Origin of the sequence: uncultured Merdimonas sp. (genome assembly GCF_963929015.1) — a bacterium.
Taxonomy (GTDB): domain Bacteria; phylum Bacillota; class Clostridia; order Lachnospirales; family Lachnospiraceae; genus Merdimonas.
In genome coordinates, this window is sequence record NZ_CAWVHE010000016.1 from 1 (window position 1) to 19681 (window position 19681).

At 47.9% G+C, this 19681-nt stretch carries 16 protein-coding genes, 1 pseudogene and 1 riboswitch; all 17 genes and pseudogenes read right to left on the minus strand.

The window, feature by feature from the left end; genetic code table 11:
- Window positions 1–17: 17 nt before the first annotated feature.
- A pseudogene (grdD, locus tag ABGT54_RS10720) lies at window positions 18–815 on the minus strand (glycine/sarcosine/betaine reductase complex component C subunit alpha); the annotation flags it as partial.
- 12 nt (window positions 816–827) lie between these two features.
- Window positions 828–2366, minus strand: a complete 1539-nt coding sequence (grdC, locus tag ABGT54_RS10725; protein ID WP_204907577.1) for a glycine/sarcosine/betaine reductase complex component C subunit beta — start codon at window positions 2364–2366, stop codon at window positions 828–830.
- A gap of 172 nt (window positions 2367–2538) precedes the next feature.
- Window positions 2539–3000 (minus strand): glycine/sarcosine/betaine reductase complex selenoprotein A, encoded by a 462-nt coding sequence (gene grdA / locus ABGT54_RS10730; protein ID WP_204907578.1) that lies wholly within the window; start codon window positions 2998–3000, stop codon window positions 2539–2541.
- Between the two features lie 72 nt (window positions 3001–3072).
- A complete protein-coding gene (locus ABGT54_RS10735; protein WP_204907579.1) occupies window positions 3073–3390 on the minus strand; it encodes a thioredoxin family protein in 318 nt (105 codons plus the stop codon).
- 203 nt (window positions 3391–3593) lie between these two features.
- A complete protein-coding gene (gene trxB / locus ABGT54_RS10740; protein ID WP_204907580.1) occupies window positions 3594–4538 on the minus strand; it encodes a thioredoxin-disulfide reductase in 945 nt (314 codons plus the stop codon).
- A 62-nt stretch (window positions 4539–4600) separates the two neighbouring features.
- Window positions 4601–5911, minus strand: a complete 1311-nt coding sequence (gene grdB / locus ABGT54_RS10745; RefSeq protein ID WP_346664088.1) for a glycine reductase complex selenoprotein B — start codon at window positions 5909–5911, stop codon at window positions 4601–4603.
- Window positions 5912–5930: 19 nt separating this feature from the next.
- Window positions 5931–7211: a glycine/sarcosine/betaine reductase component B subunit gene (locus ABGT54_RS10750; protein ID WP_346664089.1), complete on the minus strand. Its 1281-nt coding sequence runs from the start codon at window positions 7209–7211 to the stop codon at window positions 5931–5933.
- 66 nt (window positions 7212–7277) lie between these two features.
- Window positions 7278–7664: a GrdX family protein gene (locus ABGT54_RS10755; RefSeq protein ID WP_346664090.1), complete on the minus strand. Its 387-nt coding sequence runs from the start codon at window positions 7662–7664 to the stop codon at window positions 7278–7280.
- 173 nt (window positions 7665–7837) lie between these two features.
- Window positions 7838–7939, minus strand: a riboswitch (glycine riboswitch).
- A gap of 128 nt (window positions 7940–8067) precedes the next feature.
- Complete coding sequence (locus ABGT54_RS10760; RefSeq protein WP_346664091.1) at window positions 8068–9483, minus strand: sodium:alanine symporter family protein; 1416 nt, start codon at window positions 9481–9483, stop codon at window positions 8068–8070.
- Between the two features lie 297 nt (window positions 9484–9780).
- Window positions 9781–11214, minus strand: coding sequence for an adenylosuccinate lyase (gene purB / locus ABGT54_RS10765; RefSeq protein ID WP_346664092.1), 1434 nt, complete (start codon window positions 11212–11214; stop codon window positions 9781–9783).
- A gap of 87 nt (window positions 11215–11301) precedes the next feature.
- Window positions 11302–11988: an amino acid ABC transporter ATP-binding protein gene (locus tag ABGT54_RS10770; protein WP_346664093.1), complete on the minus strand. Its 687-nt coding sequence runs from the start codon at window positions 11986–11988 to the stop codon at window positions 11302–11304.
- A 10-nt stretch (window positions 11989–11998) separates the two neighbouring features.
- Entirely contained in the window at window positions 11999–12649 is a 651-nt protein-coding gene (locus tag ABGT54_RS10775) for an amino acid ABC transporter permease (RefSeq protein WP_346664094.1), read from the minus strand.
- A gap of 71 nt (window positions 12650–12720) precedes the next feature.
- Complete coding sequence (locus tag ABGT54_RS10780) at window positions 12721–13566, minus strand: amino acid ABC transporter substrate-binding protein (RefSeq protein ID WP_346664095.1); 846 nt, start codon at window positions 13564–13566, stop codon at window positions 12721–12723.
- 101 nt (window positions 13567–13667) lie between these two features.
- Window positions 13668–14450: a hypothetical protein gene (locus tag ABGT54_RS10785; RefSeq protein ID WP_346664096.1), complete on the minus strand. Its 783-nt coding sequence runs from the start codon at window positions 14448–14450 to the stop codon at window positions 13668–13670.
- Window positions 14425–15708 (minus strand): DUF5716 family protein, encoded by a 1284-nt coding sequence (locus ABGT54_RS10790; RefSeq protein WP_346664097.1) that lies wholly within the window; start codon window positions 15706–15708, stop codon window positions 14425–14427. Before ABGT54_RS10790 ends, ABGT54_RS10785 begins: the two co-directional genes overlap by 26 nt.
- 12 nt (window positions 15709–15720) lie before the next feature.
- Window positions 15721–19017, minus strand: a complete 3297-nt coding sequence (locus tag ABGT54_RS10795; RefSeq protein ID WP_346664098.1) for a DUF5717 family protein — start codon at window positions 19015–19017, stop codon at window positions 15721–15723.
- A 98-nt stretch (window positions 19018–19115) separates the two neighbouring features.
- Window positions 19116–19547: a MarR family transcriptional regulator gene (locus tag ABGT54_RS10800; RefSeq protein WP_346664099.1), complete on the minus strand. Its 432-nt coding sequence runs from the start codon at window positions 19545–19547 to the stop codon at window positions 19116–19118.
- Window positions 19548–19681 lie beyond the last annotated feature (134 nt).

Here is a 19681-nt window from a genome sequence, read left to right on the forward strand (position 1 = left end):
CACTAGATCGCGTGTTTAACCGGAGCGCCGGATGCTCTGGATACGATCATGACTAACTGCTCATATCCTTCTCCGATACCAGGGCCATAGCCGTAACCGGTTGCCTCAAAGCTTCCGCCTGTATTTGCAGAAGACAGCATTTTCACCAGGATATTTCCGGTCAGAGAGTCTGTTACCATGATATCCGGGGATGCCTGAAGAACGTCATTTCCTCTCATCACGCATCCGCCGTCTGCACGGCTGGACTCTGCAAATGTGATATCATATCCCTGATCTTTTAACTGCTTTAACGCCTTCTCTGTCTGACGTGCGCCGTCTACATTCAGGATACCAACGGTGGGGTTCTTCTTGCCGCATGCTTTTGCTGCGATCACGCCATATACCGCATTCTTTACCATACCTTCGATACGGTCCGTACTGGAGGTACCTGTGGTATTTGCGATGTACATTTCTTTTCCTGTGGCCGGTGTCACACAGCGTCCTACTGTGGATACACCGATGGGGAACGGGAAGTGCATCGTAACAGCTGCGTCGATCTCTTTATTCTTCAGCATCTCTTCCATCTTGTCGTGGCCTTCTTCATCGTTTGCCACTTTGATGGTTGTAACGCCTTCTGCTTCCAGAGTTCCGATGTAGTATACATCAATGCCGTCTTTTGCAGCTTCAACAGCCGCTGCCATGGAGTTTTCCTCTCCATGCTCGCTTCCCATACCGGTCAGCGCAACCTTCGGTCTTTTGCCGAAGCTTCCTGTCTCTAACCCTTCTGCCATCTCCATAAATGTGGTGGCGATCATTTTCTCGATATTATTTGCCATATTCACCACCCCTTACTCTGCCATCAGGGTTGCAGCAAAATCTTTCATTGCTTTCGCAATGAGTCCCTTTACTTCTTCTTCGGATACTCCTGCAGCCGCCTCTTCTTCTGCTGCTGTATTTCCATGGATCACAAAAGATACACCGTCAAACAGGTTGGTCATACGTCCAAGGAACAGACTTCCTTTTCCGATGATCATAGCGTTTTTGATCTTGCCTTCCTTGATATCCTCAGCAGCAAATCCTACATAAGGAACTCCGGACGGAATGTGTCCCTGTGTGGGAGCCCATCCGGTCAGGCCGTGCTCTTTTGTAAAGTTTGCAAGTTCTTTTCTGTCAAGCTCGCCTCTCTTTACAGCAAGAGCTGCGATCATCTTGTAGTTGGCAAGCGGAACATCTCCTGCTCCTGCCGGTTTTGTGATATCCGGGTTCTGCATTTCCGGAGAGAATTTGTCGATATCTGTGATCTTCATTCCCACTTTGTCAAGCGGATCAGCAACCAGGCTGCCGATGACGTTCTGCGGAGCAGAGCCGGTACCAACACTGTGGCGTCCCAGCATTCCAAGGTCGATCTCCGGGCTTACGCCGTCATTTTCAGAAATGATCACGCAGAAACCGCCCAGGCAGTCTTCCAGGATCGGAAGGCCTTTCTTGATGTGGTCTTTTCCGTTCATACCAAGTTTTGCGGTACAGCCTCCGGCTGTAACAGCAACGGTCTTGTATGCGCCGGATTTTACCAGTGCAGCCGCTTCGATCAGCGCATGGGTGGGAGCCGCGCAGAATCCTCTTGCGTCAGATCCGCTGGCGCTTACAAGGCCTGCAACCTCTGCTGCAGCCTTTGCGAAGTTTCCGCCGCCTCTCTGGTTCATATCGCCGCAGGCTTCCTCTGCACAGTCGATGACATACTCAACGTCTGCCTTGTCGATTCCTGCATTGCGTACGCCGTAAAGAAGGGCAAGTACGCTGGATGCCTTGCTCATCAGGTTCTCATGCATTACATGTGCGGACAGGTTCACATCGATATCGTGAGCCGGTTTTACACATCCAACCAGCTGATTTTCAAAATACAGCGGCTCTGCATGATCGTCATTGATCAGAGCTTCGATTTCGGAAAGCTCTACGCCGTCCTCTGTCAGTGCAACAATATCTTCTGTAATGATCGGGTTCTTTGCAAACTGATCTTTGTATTTTTCAACGAATCCCTTCTCCAGTTTTACAACCTCGAACATGTCGCTGGCCTGTACCAGGAACAGGAACTCTTCCTCCGGCATGATCTCACCGTATTTTCCGTAACGGTCTGCGCCTTCCATCTTCTTGTCGTACCACGGGAACTCAACTTCTGCAAGCTGATCCGGGTGTACATTTCCGATATAGGTCTGGTTCGGCCAGTAAGCAACTACGTCCTCATAGGAACGAAGATGATTCGGCACTTCTTTAAGATACTCTGAATCAGGATTTACGATTCTCTCTGTTGTCTGTGTGGTTCCGTTGTATAAAACCATATCCGGAGTATGTACTAATACATAGCTTGCTCCCTTAATTACACTGTTCATTGGTTTTCCACCTTTCTTAAATTCATAAATATAAACTGACCCGCAGTTTATGCTTATTTATACAAAAAGGAGCAGCCCATTTCTGGGAACATACTTTGGGGCTGCCCCTTTCCTAAAACCTTTACAGGGGACGCAAGGCCTTTTCCAGGTCTTACGTCCTATTTACAACTGATTAAAGCTGCTCTCTGATTGCGTTCATCTCATCACAGATGTCATCAATGTCAAGAACCATCTCCATCATGCCTACCTGCTCGTCATAAACTTCCGGATCAAACTCTTCTTTGATCTCTGGCTCACATACGTGATATACCGCGAGTCCAAGCTGGACCCCTGTCAACGGACCTGCGAAAGTAGGATCACCAAGGGTTACAGTCTCAGCTGCAAGACCTGCAGCTTCGCCCTCTGCAGCACCAAGAACTACTACTAAGTTCTCTGCGCCGTATTCCTCAGCGAATTCTTTTACTCTCTTCTGGTTTTCCAGATCCATTGCGCCTGCGCTCGTTCAGACGAAACACTCCGTGGAGGAGAATACTACTTCAGCACCGGCAGTCTTTACGCATTCTGCGATAGCCGGTCCCGGTACTCCGTCACGGTCTCCGATAATTATTGCTTTTTTGCCTTCTAAAATAGCCATAATTATGCGACTCTCCTTTCTTGTGGTTTTACAGGTTGTAATTTATGATTTAGAAAAACATCCGCTCTGGTCTTAGATGTATTTCTTAATCATCGCTTCAATGCTTTCCGGTGTGCAGTCATCTTTTACCAGCTCTTCTACTTTTTCTCCATCTTTGTAGATCGCCATAACCGGAAGTCCAAGCACCTTCTGTGCGATAGCCAGACGACGTGCTTTTGTGGTGTTCAGAGATGTGAATTTTAACTTGTCGCCATAAGTATCAGCGAACTCATGTACCTTCGGCATCAGAGCCTGGCACGGTACACATCCGTCACCGTAAAAGTCAACGAATACATATCCGTCTGCTTTTAACACTTCATCTTCAAATGTTTTCTTATCTAAATCTAACATTGGAATCATCCTCCTTTTTTGTAAATAATATACTGCACACAGCGCACTCAAGAGCCGCTGCTTCGCAGCTTTTGTCCCGCTTCGCGGGACGCTCTTTCGTTCATTGGGCTGTCGCCCAATGCCGCTTGCCAAAAGCTGACCGACTTACATGCAAGCACGATGTCTGTCAGCTTTTGCCAACCTTGCGCTGTACTTGTTGCTTCCTAGAAGTAGTCAGACATGCTTCTTTCTACCTGGACTGCTGCGATTGCTCCGTCAGCAGCTGCGGTTACTACCTGACGCAGACTCTTTACGCGGACATCTCCTGCCGCATATACGCCCGGGATGTTGGTGTGCATATCATCATCTGTCTTGATGTATCCTCTTTCATCCATGTCGATGATGCCTTCAAACGGCTGAGTATTCGGAACGGTTCCGATAAATCCGAATACACCGAACATTCCGTCTTCTTCGTCTGCTTCTACTGTTGTGATCTCGCCGGTCTTAACATTTTTAACCTTCATCCACTGCAGGATGTCGTCTCCGCCGACTTCTTCCACAACAGAATCCCACATGAAGTGAAGCTTCGGATTCTTGAATGCTTTCTCCTGAATGGATTTTGCTGCACGGAGTTCATTTCTTCTGTGGATGATCGTTACTTTTCTTGCGAACTTGGTCAGATACATAGCCTCTTCTACTGCGGAGTCTCCGCCGCCGACTACATATACTTCAAAGTCCTCAAAGAAGTTGGCATCACAGGTAGCACAGTAGGAAACACCCTTGCCCATAAATTCTGCTTCGCCCTTGCATCCGATCGGTCTTGCGTGAGCGCCGGTAGCGATGATCACGTTCTTTGCCTGATACTCGGCTTTTTCGCTCTTCAGAACCTTTACATCACCATTCAGCTCTACTTCCTTGATCGTGTCAGATACACGCTCTGCTCCGAATTTCGCAGCCTGCTCTGTCATTCTCGCGATCAGGGACGGTCCGGACTCTCCTTCTACGATCTGTCCCGGATAGTTCTCGATCTCATCTGTGATCGCGATCTGTCCGCCGTCCTGTCCCTTTTCAATGATCAGAACAGAGAGGCGGCTTCTTCCTGCATACAGGCCTGCCGCTAAACCGGCAGGACCTGCACCCAGGACGATAACATCATAAATCTTGCTCATGTCTGTCTCGTCTCCTTTTTTAGAGTTTTACCCAACTTTACCTAAAGATAATACCTTTCGTACTATTCAAAGATGGTCTGTCCGTCAACTTCTGTAGTAAGGGCTGTCAGAGCCTTCTCTACGATATGACGACGCAGCTTCTTCTCTTCATCCTTATCCAGTGCAGGATTTCCAAGCGGATGAGGAATAGCGATAGCCGGAACGATTCTGTTCGCACCAACTGTCATAGAGATCGGAGTTACTGTACAAATGTGTACAACCGGGATGCCGGCTCTCTCGATTTCTTTTACCATCGTTGCACCGCAACGAGTACAGGTACCTCAGGTAGAGGTGAGGATCACTGCGTCAACTCCGTCAGCTTTCAGCTTCTGGGAGAATTCATCTGCGAATGCTTTTGCAGATGCAACGGCTGTTCCGTTACCGGTTGTGGTGTAGAACAGGTGATGCAGTTCTCCGATGATTCCTTCTTTTTCCATATCGCGAAGCACGTCTACCGGAAGTACACGGTCAGCGTCTTCGTTAGCATATACCGGATCGTATCCGCCGTGAGCGGTCTCATAGGTATCTTCTGTCAGATCCATAACGCCTGTGATGTCGTACTCTCCATAGTGAGAAGCACTGGAGCTTTCGATGTGGTCCGGATTTCCCTTCGGAACGATACCACCGGAAGTAACCAGAGCGATCTTAGCATGTGCCAGATCCTTAACAGCCGGATTCGGGTCTACTCTGTCGAAGTCAGGCATCGGGAACTCTGTGGTGAACGGCTTGTCAGCAAGCTTTTTGATCAGCATGTCAACCGCTCTCTTGGATCCTCTTTCTTCTTCGAAGAAGTTTACACGAACGCCATTCGGCATATAACCTTCCTGGCAGGAAGCGCCGATCGGCTCGCCTTTTGCAAGTTTCAGAGCAAGAGGAGCCATCTTCGTTACAGCGTCTCTCATGCCTGCAGCGCTGTTCTTGGTAGCAACCATATATACCTGGTTCTTGAACATGTCAGCGCCCGGGTTCTCTACATACATACCGGTCAGGGACGGGATGCCCAGCTCTTCCTGAACTGCTGCTGCGATGGTTCCGCAGGCAACACCGTAACGTCCTGCGTTGAAGGCCGGTCCTGCGATGAATACATCCGGAGCCAGTTCCTTTACCATATCCAGGATCTCAGCTTTTGCCTTGTCGATATTTTCATTGAAGTAAGAGTCACCGCAGATGATCGTTGCAATAATCTCTGCTTCGCCCTTGAAATTCTGTGTCAGCGCCATACCTGGTCCGACTACCTCGCCCTTGCGAAGCTCAACCGGGTAATCCGCTTTCTCTTCTCCACCAATCTGTGCAAAGAACTGATTGATGTAATGAACAACTTTAATGTTTGCCATGATTCTTTCTCCTTCCTTCCTATCTTGCGCTCAGTCTGTTGAAGCCAGTCTCATTGGTAGCACCTGTCAGTACCTGAAGCTCAACTTCCAGAGAGCCGTCCTCGTGAAGTGTCTCTTCACTTGCACCTGCGATCTTTGTTACATAATCCAGGGTTCCGATGACTTTGTCAAGTTTCGGCAGGATGATTACCTGGTTTGCGTTTCCGCCTGTTACTACTGCGTCAGCAGCCGGATCGGAGTCAGCCAGTGACTGGGATTTTCCGTCGCGTCCTGCATACTCGTCTGTGATGATAACTGTCTTCACACCTTCTGCTTCGATCTTCTTGCAGTTCATGATCAGGTCAGTATCCGGGTTACCAAATCCTTCCTGGGAAACGATAACGCCGTCCAGATCCAGCATTCTGCAGAGTTTTGCTGTCCAGTCAGAGGAACGCATCTTGTCTGCCAGGTATACGTTCTCGTTTGTGATGATGTGAGCCACAAAGTTGAATGCTTTTCCGTGCTGTGCAAACATATCCTCAACTACCGGGTTGTTCTCATGTACATAGGTCGGGTTCTTGTCGCATGCGGATACACAGTTACCGGATACGATCGCGCCGTCCATTACCTCTGTAGGGCTTAAGATAGTAGGAACGATCTTCTTGGCATCTACACCGTATACATAGGTGTCATGCAGAAGTCCCTGGCTCTGAAGCATCTGTACGTAAGCAACTCTCGGAAGATCCGGATATTTCTCGATGCCTTCTTTGATTCCGCAGGTCTCATAAACCTTGGTCTCGTCCGGTGTCAGGTTGCGTGCCAGCTCACCTAAGTAAGCAGCAACTCTGAATCCTGCAAATCTTACAGCCTTCTCATAGTCATGCTGTTTGATATCGTCTACAGGCTCACATACCATAACCAGGTTCAGTGTCTTGGAGAATGGTGTATAGTCTGCTCCAGGGCCTGTCATATCGATGATACCTTCCTGGAATCCAACGATCTTACCAGCGGTAACAACAGCCATTCCCTTCAGTGCGTAGGTCTTTCCGGAACCTACAGTGTCAACTTTTGCGATCACGCCCGGGAAGATTCCCCCTCTTCCCTCAACCTTTACACGTGGCTCAATGACATCTTTTACAGGAGTAATTCTTACAGACTCTCCCGGTTTTGCGATGTCAAAGGATACACTCTTGATCTTCTCATCCTCAAGAGCCACTGCCTTTACGGCCTCTTCGGATACATAAAGGACTCCGTTTTCAATTTTGGATTCGGATGCGAACTGAATGTCCTTGATGTAAATGTGTCCTAACTCTAATCTCACTTTACATTCCCTCCTTAAAAAATTTGTTTGTATTGTCTAAGCTTCAATGCTTTTACAACCGGATACCTATCTCCACACATCGGCGGAGGTCATGCCGCTCTCCAGAAGCGTCCAGTCGATCATCTGGAAATCTTCATATACATCCGACTGGAACTGATCTCCCCGAAAATGGAACTTCTTGCATGCGTCCAGCGCATACTCGATCAGACGCACAGACGCCTGATCCATACGCCCCTTTGACTTTGACAGGAGCATGGACTTATAAGGCGTCTCATTAGGCTTCACGCTGCCGGACAGGGGATGGGTCAGAAGCTGATGTCCCCGATGGATCATGTCTCTTGCTTCCTTTAATATCTCTTCGTAAGACACTTCTTTATAGATCAGCTCATGGGTGCTGTTCAGCTTTTCAAAAACCAGCGGGTTATTGGTAAGCACGATATATCCGTCCTGCAAAGCTCTGTTCTCCTTTTCCCGACTATTCGTCTGTCATCTTGTCCGGGCCTTATAGATATTTCCTATAGAAAAAGGGCGTCTACTGCACATAACCATGTGCGTAAGCCGCCCTTCCTGTCTTTTGCCCTGCCATATTCAAAAAGTTTTTCATACAGCACAAGATTCAGAATGTAGTCCTTTTTCCCGTCCTTTTGCCTGAAAGTTTCGCCTGTCCATCTCATCTGACAGGTTTGCCTCTTCGGCGGCCAATTGCGGCTCTCTCCGGGAAAACATCAACCTACTATATCGTTTTATTGATAAAACATATGTATATAACCTTTTATCTGTTTTTATAATAACTGATTGTTATTTCATTTTCAACCGCAAAAATTCAATCCCAAAAATTTGGTGAATCTGCACAATCTTATTTGTTATTTTTTGTTGAAAATTCTGACGGCTTTCCTTTCAGGAAATTGTTGAAATAGTCGTCATGTACCTTTTTCACCATTCCACTAAGCGCCAGCAGACCAATGATATTGGGCACTACCATCAGACTGTTGAAGCAGTCCGCCATATTCCATACCAGATCTACCTGCGCCAGGGATCCCAGGAATACACAGACACATACCAGGGCGGAATAAACCGGAACCGCCTTGGAGCCAAACAGATACTTGATATTGGCCTGTCCGAAGAAATACCAGCCTACAATAGTGGAAAACGCGAAGAAGAACATGCAGACCGCAATAAAGATCTCTCCGAATTTACCATATACCAGAGAATATGCGAACTGGCTTAACTCTGCTCCTGTGTATCCGCCTTCTACTACGTTGTAGGACTCCGGCAAAGCGCGTGTGGTCACGATGACAAGCGCTGTCATGGTCAGTACGATAAAGGTATCGATGAAGACGCCGATCATAGCCGCATGTCCCTGCTCCACCGGATGCGCTACCTTTGCTACCGCATGTGCGTGCGGTGTGGAACCCATACCTGCTTCATTGGAGAACAGACCTCTTGCAACACCTTTGGTGATGGCAAGCTTAATGGTCGCACCTACCGCACCGCCGGCGATGGAAGCCGGTGCAAACGCACCTACAAAGATCTCATAGAAGGCCAGCGGGATATTTCTCCAGTTATAGAAGATTACGATCAGAGATCCCAGGATGTAAAGCGCCGCCATGAGAGGCACCATGGTCTCTGTTACTTTCGCGATACGCTTCATACCGCCGGAGAAGATAAATACGGCGAGTACTGCCACGATCAGTCCCATGATCCACTGCGGGATTCCAAATGCAGTATGGAAGGATGCTGCGATGGAGTTGGACTGTACCGCATTGCCCATGAATCCCAGGGCAAAGATCAGAAGCACTGCGAAAATCCCTGCCAGGATCTTACCAAAGGTTCCCTTGAACGCGCCGCGGATATAGTAAACCGGACCGCCGGTTACAATCCCGTCGTCTCCGATCTTCTTATATCTCTGTGCCATCAGGGCCTCGGAATAAATGGTAGCCATGCCAAGGAAGGCTGCTACCCACATCCAGAAGATCGCGCCCGGTCCGCCGATGGCAATGGCTGTGGCCGCGCCGGCAATGTTACCGGTACCAACCTGCGCTGCAATGGCAGTTGCCAGAGCCTGGAAGGAACTCATACCGTCATTTCCGGCCTCGCCCTTCTTGCTGAACAGTCCGCCGAACACCTGCTTGATGCCCCGCTTAAATCCGCGTACCTGGATAAATCCTGTACGGAAACTGAACCAGATACCGGCTGCAGCAAGCGCAATGATCAGCACGATGTTGGACATGTAGTTCTGGATCGTCAGTACGATGTTGTTTAATGTTTCCAAAAAATCATCTCCCTTTCTCTCTAGATAGAAAATCATAGATACCTTACATATCTATATTTACTTCGTCTATCATACCATTTTGACATTTTTTTCTCAATCAGACTTTGGAATTTTGAAAAATTTTCGTCATTTTTCCATGCGTTTGAATCCCGGGAATTCAAAAAACGGCGCAACCCCCATGGTTGCGCCGTTTTTTCCTGTCCTTTTTTTACAAAAAAGACTTGACTTTTTTATTTTTGGTAATATTGCTAAGATTTTGTTTCTTCTTTAGCATTTCCTGTACAGGAAAAGATGCCTTTATACGTTGATCTCCGCCTTCACGCCAAGCAGTTCTTTATTTCTTTCCAGGAGCGGGCGGATCACCTGATTCAGATAATTGGTTACCTGGATCGGCGCACGTCCCACATATTTTGCAGGATCCATGGTCTTTTTCAGTTCTTCCTCGTTCAGATTGAAAGCCGGATCGGCCGCGATCAGATCCAGCAGGTTATTGTCCAGTCCCTTTTCTTTTACATTGCGTCCTGCTTCCATGGAAAGTTCCCGGATCCTTTCATGCAGTTCCTGACGGTCGCCGCCGGCCTTCACCGCATCCATCATGATATTTTCGGTTGCCATAAAGGGAAGCTCGCTCATCAGGCGCTTTTCAATGACCTTGGGATATACCACCAGGCCGTCTACCACATTCAGGCACAGATCCAGGATCCCGTCAATGGCCAGAAAGCCTTCCGGCACGCTCAGCCGTTTGTTGGCGGAATCATCCAGCGTCCGCTCAAACCACTGAGTGGCAGAAGTAATCGCCGGATTCAGCGCGTCGATCATCACATATCTGGACAGAGAGGCGATTCTTTCGCTTCTCATGGGATTCCGCTTATAAGCCATGGCAGAAGAACCGATCTGCGTCTTCTCGAAAGGCTCCTCTACTTCTTTCAGATGCTGGAGAAGGCGGATGTCATTGGACATCTTGTGGGCGCTTGCCGCAATCCCTGCCAGCACATTCAGCACACGGGTATCCACTTTTCTGGAATAGGTCTGCCCGGATACCGGATAACAGGTCGCAAATCCCATCTTCTCCGCGATCATGGGATCGATCTTGTCAATGGTCTCCTGATCCCCGTCAAACAACTCCAGAAAGCTTGCCTGTGTTCCGGTGGTTCCCTTGGACCCAAGAAGCTTTAAAGTACTCTTTACATATTCCAGATCCTCCAGATCCATCTCAAACTCCTGCAGCCACAGGGTCGCTCTCTTTCCTACCGTTGTAGGCTGCGCCGGCTGAAAATGGGTAAAAGCAAGGGTTGGAAGATCTTTATATTTCTCTGCGAAATCTGCCAGTTCCGCAATCACATTGACCAGTTTCTTTTTTACAATCTCCAGGGCCTCCGCCATCAGGATGATATCGGTATTATCTCCCACATAACAGGAGGTGGCGCCAAGATGGATGATGCCTTTTGCTTTCGGGCACTGCTGTCCATAGGCGTACACATGGGACATGACATCGTGGCGGACAACCTTTTCTCTTTCCTTTGCCACGTCATAATTGATGTCTTCCGCATGGGCTTTCAGCTCGTCGATCTGTTCCTGTGTAATAGGAAGTCCCAGCTCTTTTTCTGTTTCCGCCAGGGCGATCCACAGCTTCCTCCATGTGCGGAACTTTTTATCCGGTGAAAAAATATACTGCATTTCCTTACTTGCATAACGCTCGGAAAGCGGGCTCTGATATCTGTCGTTTGCCATTTTTTTATCTCCTTTTTCGTTAATAAATCCAGTATAATACAAGGCCAAAGGAAAAGCAACCTTCCTTTGGCCCTGTCTGACGTCGCGCTATCTCTTTTCAAATTTCCCCAGGAAACCCTGGATTCTGGCATTGGAAGAGGAAAACACTTCTTCCGGAGACCCTTCGATTTCCACCACGCCGTGATCCATAAACAGAATGTGATCAGAAACATTCCTGGCAAAACGCATCTCATGCGTCACGATCACCATCGTCATATGCTCCGCCGCCAGATCCCGGATTACTTTAAGGATCTCCCCGGTCAGTTCCGGATCCAGCGCGGACGTGGGCTCGTCAAAAAACAGAATATCCGGATTCATGGCAAGCGCTCTGGCAATCGACACCCGCTGCTGCTGTCCGCCGGACAACTGACAGGGGTAAGCGTCCTCCTTATCCGAAAGTCCCATTTTTGCAAGGAGAGCCCTGGCCTCCTGATACACTTCTTCTTTCTTTCTTTTCTGCACCTTCAAAGGTGCGTCCGTCACATTCTTTATAACAGAATAATGGGGAAAGAGATTAAAATTCTGAAACACCAGGCCAAAAGTGCCCTCGTAATGAATGTCTCCGGAATCCGGAGTCTCAAGACCGGTGGCGCATCGAAGAAGGGTGGATTTTCCCGAACCGGAAGGTCCGATGATGCTTAAGACTTCCCCTTTTTCCACAGTAAGAGAAATATCCCTTAACACCTCCTGGCCGTTAAAACTTTTTTTAATGTGGTTCATTTCCAACAGGCTCATAGGCTTCCTCCTAATGATAATAATTCAGCTTCTTTTCGATGCGTTCCATGAAAAAAGCCACAATAAAATTAAAGATATAATAGAATACTCCGGCAAATACCAGCGGGAGCAGTGACGTCTGGGAGGCGCTCAGCGCCTTTGCCACCGTAAACATATCGATCACACCGATGGAAAAGGCAAGGGACGTATCCTTGACCAGCGTGATGGTCTCATTGGTCACTGCCGGCAGGATCCGTTTGATCACCTGGGGCAGGATAATGCGAAAGAACGTCTGCGCCCGGCTGTATCCCAGTATTTTTGCCGCTTCATACTGCCCCGGAGACATGGACTCAATGCCTCCCCTGTAGATTTCCGCAAAATAGGCCGCATAATTCAAAATAAATCCTATGGCTACCGCTGTATTTTTCCACCCCGGAGAATTGGGGATCCCAAGGCCGTAGTAAGGTCCGAAATAAATCGCGATCAGCTGCAGCATCAGCGGCGTGCCGCGCATCACAGAAATATATACTTTTACAATGGTCCGGATCACCGGATTCTTTGACATTCTGCCAAAGGACACCAGAAGTCCCAGAGGAAGAGAAAAGATTAGTGTCACGAGGAAGATCATCACGGACACGCCCATTCCTTCCAGGAGCTTCATCAGCATAACTGAAATTGCCATATCTTTCCCTCTCTTCGTAAAAAGGGGCTGTCCGGGAAGGACAACCCCTGCTTTTCATCGTCTGCTTGCGTTTATTTCCCGATCGTCGTAATATCCTCGCCAAACCATTTCTCGGAGATCTCCGCCATCGTACCGTCCGCAGCCATCTCCTCCAGCGTCGCCTGTACCGTATCTCTTAACGCTTCATTGCCTTTTGCAAAACCGATTCCATATTCTTCGGAGGCAATGGATTCATCAAGGATCGTAAAATCCGCGCCGCGGGATTCAATCTGATAGCTGGCCACCACGATATCCATGGCCACCGCATCCACTGCGCCGCTCTCCAGCTCCATAAATCCGGTATCATAATCCGGGATCACCTGCAGCGTTCCAAACGTATCTGCAAGTTCCGGATTGTCGTCAAGCGCCGCCTGGGCCGAGGACTCTGTCTGAACGTCCACGATCTTTCCTGCCAGGTCTTCTTCCGATTGGATGCCGGAATCGGATCTTACCACAAATACCTGCTGGTTATCCAGATAGGGATCCGACCAGGTATACTCATCTTCTCTTCCGTTCATGGTAAATCCGTTCCAGATACAGTCGATCTCGCCGGAATTTAACGTCGCGTCCTTGGTCTCCCATGCAATGGGCTGGGGTACAAACTCCCACCCCTGCCGTTCGCAGACCTCTTTTGCCAGATCCAGGTCAAACCCGGTATATTCGCCGTCATCTCCTACAAATCCCATGGGCGGGAAGTTCTGGTCGAATCCTACAGTAAAGGTATCCCCTTCCTGCTTTTCTTCAAAAGATGCCGTCTCTTTGTCTGCGGAGCCGCCGCTCTCTTCTTCGCCTGCGTCTCCCCCCTGTCCGCCGCATCCTGCCGCCAGAAGCGCCGAAGCGGTCAGAAGAGCCAGAAGCATTGCCAATCTCTTCTTCATCGTTTCATCCTCCTCAAAAGTACACGCAGGAAAACAGCCGGGATACCGGGACGTCACCCCACTATCAATGGACTACTTTACCGCGCTAAACTGTCGTTATCTTAGCATATTCCAGCCGGCTTGTCAATCCTTCGATATTCCTTTTTCCACTGCTCCAGTTTTTCTTCCGGAAGATCCGGTTCTATCTCCCTGCGTACGTTACGCACACTTTCTTTGATCAGGGGATCGATCATCAGATAAGACGGGTTTCCGGACAGCATCTTGACATACTGCTTCTGTGGAAGCGCTTTGCTGCAGCAGTAGAGATAAGCTTTCAGCATCCGGGAGTCCTCGCAGATCCCATAGGCCGCTTCATACATTTCTGCCGCCTCCTGATATAAAAACAGATGGCCGTATGCCGCTCCCAGGCAGGCGTAAACTCTGCCATAAAATGTTTTTTCCACAGATTCATCCCAGTCTGCATTAATGATGGACTGATAGACCAGAACCGCTGATTCATACTCTCTGCTCTGCATCAGACTGTCTGCCTTGTGTTTCTTTCGCTCCACATCCTTTTGATTCTGCAGCCTCTCCAGGATGCTCTGGATCCGGTTGATATCTGACTGGGCATAGATCGTAGACTCCCTTAAGATGGTCAGAATGAACTGCTCCATGGAACAGTTCTTCTGCAGCTCTTCTCGCAAATGGTCTGCAAGACCGTCCATCTCCAGCTCCCTTTCGATCCAGTCGCAGAGCTGATAATTGATCATGGTATAGTCGATCAGATACAAATTGTTGCAGATATAATAACACAGCTCTTCGATGGTATATATTTTCATATGAACCCGAGATATGGCATAGGGTTGTTTTGCTCTCTTTTTATGACATAGAATTAAACTGCCCATGGATGCCTCCTAATTTAATGATCTTCTCTGCACAGAAATCCGTGGCCGGGAAAAAGTCTCCAAACCCCACGTCCCGAAAAGAAAGCCTGCAGGTTACTTCATCCAGAAACATGACGTCAATCTGGATCCTAAGAGAATAGTCCCGCCGTTCCGGAAGCCCCTCCAAAGAAACGGTCTCCACCTGAAGTTCTTCCCCGGTCAGAGTCTCAATATGGATCTCGATATCTGAAGTATCTTCCAGGATCACTTCCCACTGTCCATCCGCTTCATACCAGTGGGTGCCCCAGGCCACAATGGGATACCATCCTTCCTGTCCCCCCACACGCATCCTAAGACAGATCTGTTCAGTCATCTTGGTCTCGTCCAGATAAATGGGCCCCTCATCATAAGAAAAGCATTTTCTCATAGAGGTGTAGCAGGCCCCTTTACTGTAAAGATTATTGCCAAGGAACGCTCTTCTGCCGTTACAGAGCACTTTCAGGGAGTTGGGATACCAGTTGTTCTCAAATCCTTCTCCTGTCAGAAATACCGAAGAGATCACTTTCTTATCAAAAACATTTTGAATAAAAGATTTGAACTGTTCATCCGCATCCTTTGCTTTATCCACATTCAGCACCGGATAAATGGCCGCCAGTTCCTTCATCTTCGCACTCGCCACCTCATCCACCGTAACAAACAGATCCTTGCCAAGGCCGGTAACCGTGTTGAGCTTTCTTAGCATATAAGCCCGGATCTCCTGTGCGTCACAGTAAAACAGGGCGGATTCGTACTGCCATAATTCCTTTGGCTGATAAAACATATACTGGCAAAAGCTTTCTTTATAATCCAGAACATTTACATGCTCTTTCGGAATCCCCAGATGTCTGCCGATCCCCTTAAGCATTTTGGAGACGTCAATGTCCGTATCCGGCACAGTAAAGGTAATCTCTTCAATCTCCTCGAACTCCTGAAGTGTCAGACTGATGTACTTCGCCAGGAGCCAGACCGCGTCATGATCCTTTTCTGCGATCCGGATCTTTTCCCGATGCATCGCTCTCTGATACAGATCCGGGATCACTTCTCCTTCCCGGATCACCAGGAGACGTTTTGCTTCTTTTCCATACACCCACCGGTCGTTATGATAGCCCAGGAGCAACGGGATCTGATAGTTATCCACTGCTGTCTCCAGCGTCTCCGGCTCTTCTTTTTTCTCATCGTAATAGCTGATCTGACAAAAGCTTTCATTCAGATCATACCCCAGAATACTGCCCCTCTGCATGGACCTGACCTCCTAATATGGCTGAAAGAACTGATCTGCCAGTCTTTCTTCTTCTTCAAATTCCAGCATTGCCTGACGCCTTGCCGCCGGGCTCAAAGACACCATGTCATTGAGACGGCCGTACTTACCGGCAGTCACTGCGCTTTTCCTGTTATCCAGATACTGTTTTTCTGTCGTTTTAATATTCTTTCCGCGGATTTCCTGGAAATAATAGGTTACGATCTCATCACTGTACAGGATAAACTGTTTCACATATATATTTTCATATACAGGCATCAGCACCTCTGTGTGATACCCAAGCTCCTCGCGTTTTCCTCTCCGCACTTTATAGAAAAGCTTCACCCTGCTTCCGGGAGCCGCCTGATACTCGATCATGGATTTATCGTGCAGCTGCACTTCCCGGATCCACTCTTCCTTAAACCGGAGATAAAACGGAAAGACGATCTGCTTTTCACACATTTCTCTTAAAACAGAATGGAGGATCTTCTCCACATCCGTTTTGTAATCCTGACCGGAATAATATTTCAGAAGCGCGATCTTGCAAATATCCGGAAGCTCTTCTTTCTGGTCACATTCGTTGGCAATGATCTCAAAGATACTTTTTTGCAGGACCCGTCCCTTCGTAACGTATTCCCTGGACACATAGGCAAGATATGCCTGTTTTAAACGAAAATATACGTTTCCGGACAGATAATAGTCTTCAAAAATTTCTTCCTCTTCAAACAGATTTTCAGAAAACACCATCTGGGTAATGATCCGTTCTCCCACTTTTGCAGCAGGGATCCCATATCCCTTAAGCGCGTGCCAGAGAGCCATCATATCTCTGGTGGCGCCGCAGAAATAATTGGCCAGATACATCAGCGTTACCTTGTCATACTGCTGTCTCCGGAAAAGTTCAAAGCAAAGATAGGTCAGATAATCATCCTCTTCGTAATTATCTTCCCGGATCCTGCGGCTTAGAAGGCGAAACACCTCCCGTTCATCAAAAAGAGACAGCCCTTTGTCCCGGATATTTTCAAATGTGAGTTCTTCCTTCTCCCGCTCTCGCTCCCAGATGCCTTCAGACGCCGCGTATTTCCGGCACATATCCAGAAACCTGGGCTCATAGAAGAGACGTTTGGTCTCGTAAGCGATAGAATCTGTATAATGCCGCCCGTCAACAGACTCCCAGACGATCCTGGACTCTTTATCGTAAAGATAGATCACAGCCCCGTTTTCCGGATCATAAGGCATTCTCTGACGGATCTGTCCGTCTTTTTCAATCACCAGCACGCAGTTCATATCCGGCACACGGGTGCGTACCTCATAGGCAAAACAAACGTCCCGCATCGCTTCCATGCGTTCTGCGTCCATCTCTTCCTCCGTACAGAACCGCTTGTACAGAATCCGAAGAGACTCTGTGATATGACGCTTCATCAGCTGATCCCAGGCAAACTCCACCATCTGTTCCCTGTAACTTAAGTAAAGATCTCCAGCCTGCTCCTCATAAGTGATCAGGTTGGCGTATAAAAGCGCCGCCTTTTTGTAATTCAGCGTATTTCCATGCATGAAATACAGAAGGATGGACTTAGGCAGAGGACCGTTTACATGATCTTCTTCCAGAGTCATCATATAATACTCATAAAGCTGGGCGATCTTAAGCTCTGCATCTACCGCCCTCTGATACCACACAAAATAGCGGCCCTGGGTCTTATTCCCCTTGATCAGCAGCGTACAGATCGTATTGAGGATCATGGGTTCGCTGTACATTTTATAGATCCTCTCCAGGATCCGGAACATAGAACCTTTGTACTGCTTCTGCTGACTGACAAAATTAGAGACATAAAGTGCAAGCTCTTTGGTCATCAGCCGGTATTTTGCGGCAAAATTCAGCACCTGAAGCTCAAACGGCCCCAGTTTCTTCAGAAGAGTCGGTTTTTCCTGATAGCAAAGATAGGCTTCCAGATAAAAGGTAACACTGTGTACTTCGTATTCAAACTGCTGTTCCAGCACTTCGATCCTCTTATATGCGTTCTTATACTTTGGATCCAGATTCAGCAGCATATACAGCAGCAGCCAGGAATCCTGATGGCGCATATAAGTTTTCCCGATCTCGTCCAGCACCCGCTCGATATGGTTCCCCTGGCCTCTGATCAGTGCTGTCAGATAAAGATAATAACAGTTGGTGATCGGATCTTTCCCGATGGCAAACCGGTTATAATTATAATTTTCCAGGATCCACTTTGCCTCTTCCACCCGATTTCCCAGAAGATAAATATTTGCCTGATACAGCTGATACATTTCACTTAACGGAAACATTTTCCGAAGCGTATTCATCTTTTCCACCGCACTCTCCACCCAGGCAGAGAGATCCGTCCGGCCGGCCACATAGCTAACATATTCTTTCAGGATCTGCGCCTCCAGGATCTCGGGAAGTCTGCGGTTCTCATCGTAATCTTTCTGGTTCTGAAGCACTTCGATCTCATACTCCAGAATCTCATAAGGCGTGATAAATCTTAATTTTCCGAAATTACGTCCGCCGTGAAGATACTCCGGCCGGATGAGATACTCTACTTCATGCGTGTTTCCCACAAAATCTTCTGTGCTGATCTCAGATCTGGAAACGCGGATAAATCCCCCTTCTGTTTCGATACGGATGGGCATATATCCCCATGTATTCTTCATCAGCGTCAGGGTTCCCTTGGTAGACTCTTCCACATCCTCAAACAACATTCCTTCTCCTGGAAGAGTCAGGAAAATACACTCTTTCTGCTTGATCCCCACCAGGAATTCTTCCATTGCCTGATCCCCCAGGGACCACTTTCTCATATTGTCATACAAATAAAAGATGCGTTCATTTTCATATTTCAGGATCTCATAGAATTCTCTGGAGCGGAACAGCCTTCCAGCTTCCGAAAAGTCTTTGATGGCAAGTTTCCGGAAATCATCGGTGCTCTGTACTTTGCCGTAAGAAGTCATTACATACGGCTTCTCGATGATCGCAGTAAAAGAAAGCTCATACTCTCCTCCCGAGCAGACCACGGTAAACTTTCCCTTTTCCACATGGCCGGGCCGAAGCCCCCTTCCGTCATAAGTAAACTCTACTTTTGCCGGATTGCCCTCAAATCCCTGATCTTTAAAATGAATACGAAAAGAAGACGGGTAGACAAGCCCCCGTATCGTTCCTTTCGTATCCGCTTTCATAGTGAAACTTCCCCTGTATACTTCCCCTTCCCCGATGATAAGAACCAGATTCGTTTCATCAAATATGACGTCAGGCCGTACTAACTGAAAGTCTCCTTTTGAAAATTTCTGGATTTTGTTCTTCAAGTCTCACACCTGCTTCTTTCATTTGTTTTCGATAGACATAATTATAATAAATTATAGCATTGAACCTATATACATGGCAATGCCGGATTTTTGAATTTTTAGGGATCTGACACATTATAAAGAACTTTTTCCAGCATATTCAGCAGCGCTTCTCTCTCTTTTCTGCTCATGCCAAGTGTAAGATTCTTGTCAATTTTCTTTCTCTCCGTCTCCATCCGTCTCTGGATATCATAGGCCTTTTCAGTCGGATACACATTTTTACAGCGCTTATCTTTATTGCTTGGAACGATCAGAACAAATCCTTTCTCATCCAGACGCTTTAAAAGACCGGTAACCGTAGGGTTTTTCAGACTCAAAGCCCTCTCTATATCCCGCTGGGTCACTTCTTCTTTCGCGCTGGTAAAAAGATAATCCAGCACCGCGCACTGGGACGCCGTAATCCCCAGCCGCCGCAGGCGTTTATTAAAATCTTTTTCATATACATGATTGATCTGACTGATCAGAAATCCGGCCGATCTTTGTTCTTTCATTGCCTGTTCCCTCCACACATTCCTTCTGCTTTCCAGCATCCTGCCACCGCAGATCAGAATCTGCCATATCCCGGCTTTATCACACCGCGGTTATAAAAAAAAGGAATCTTCTATACAGATATAGAAGATTCCTC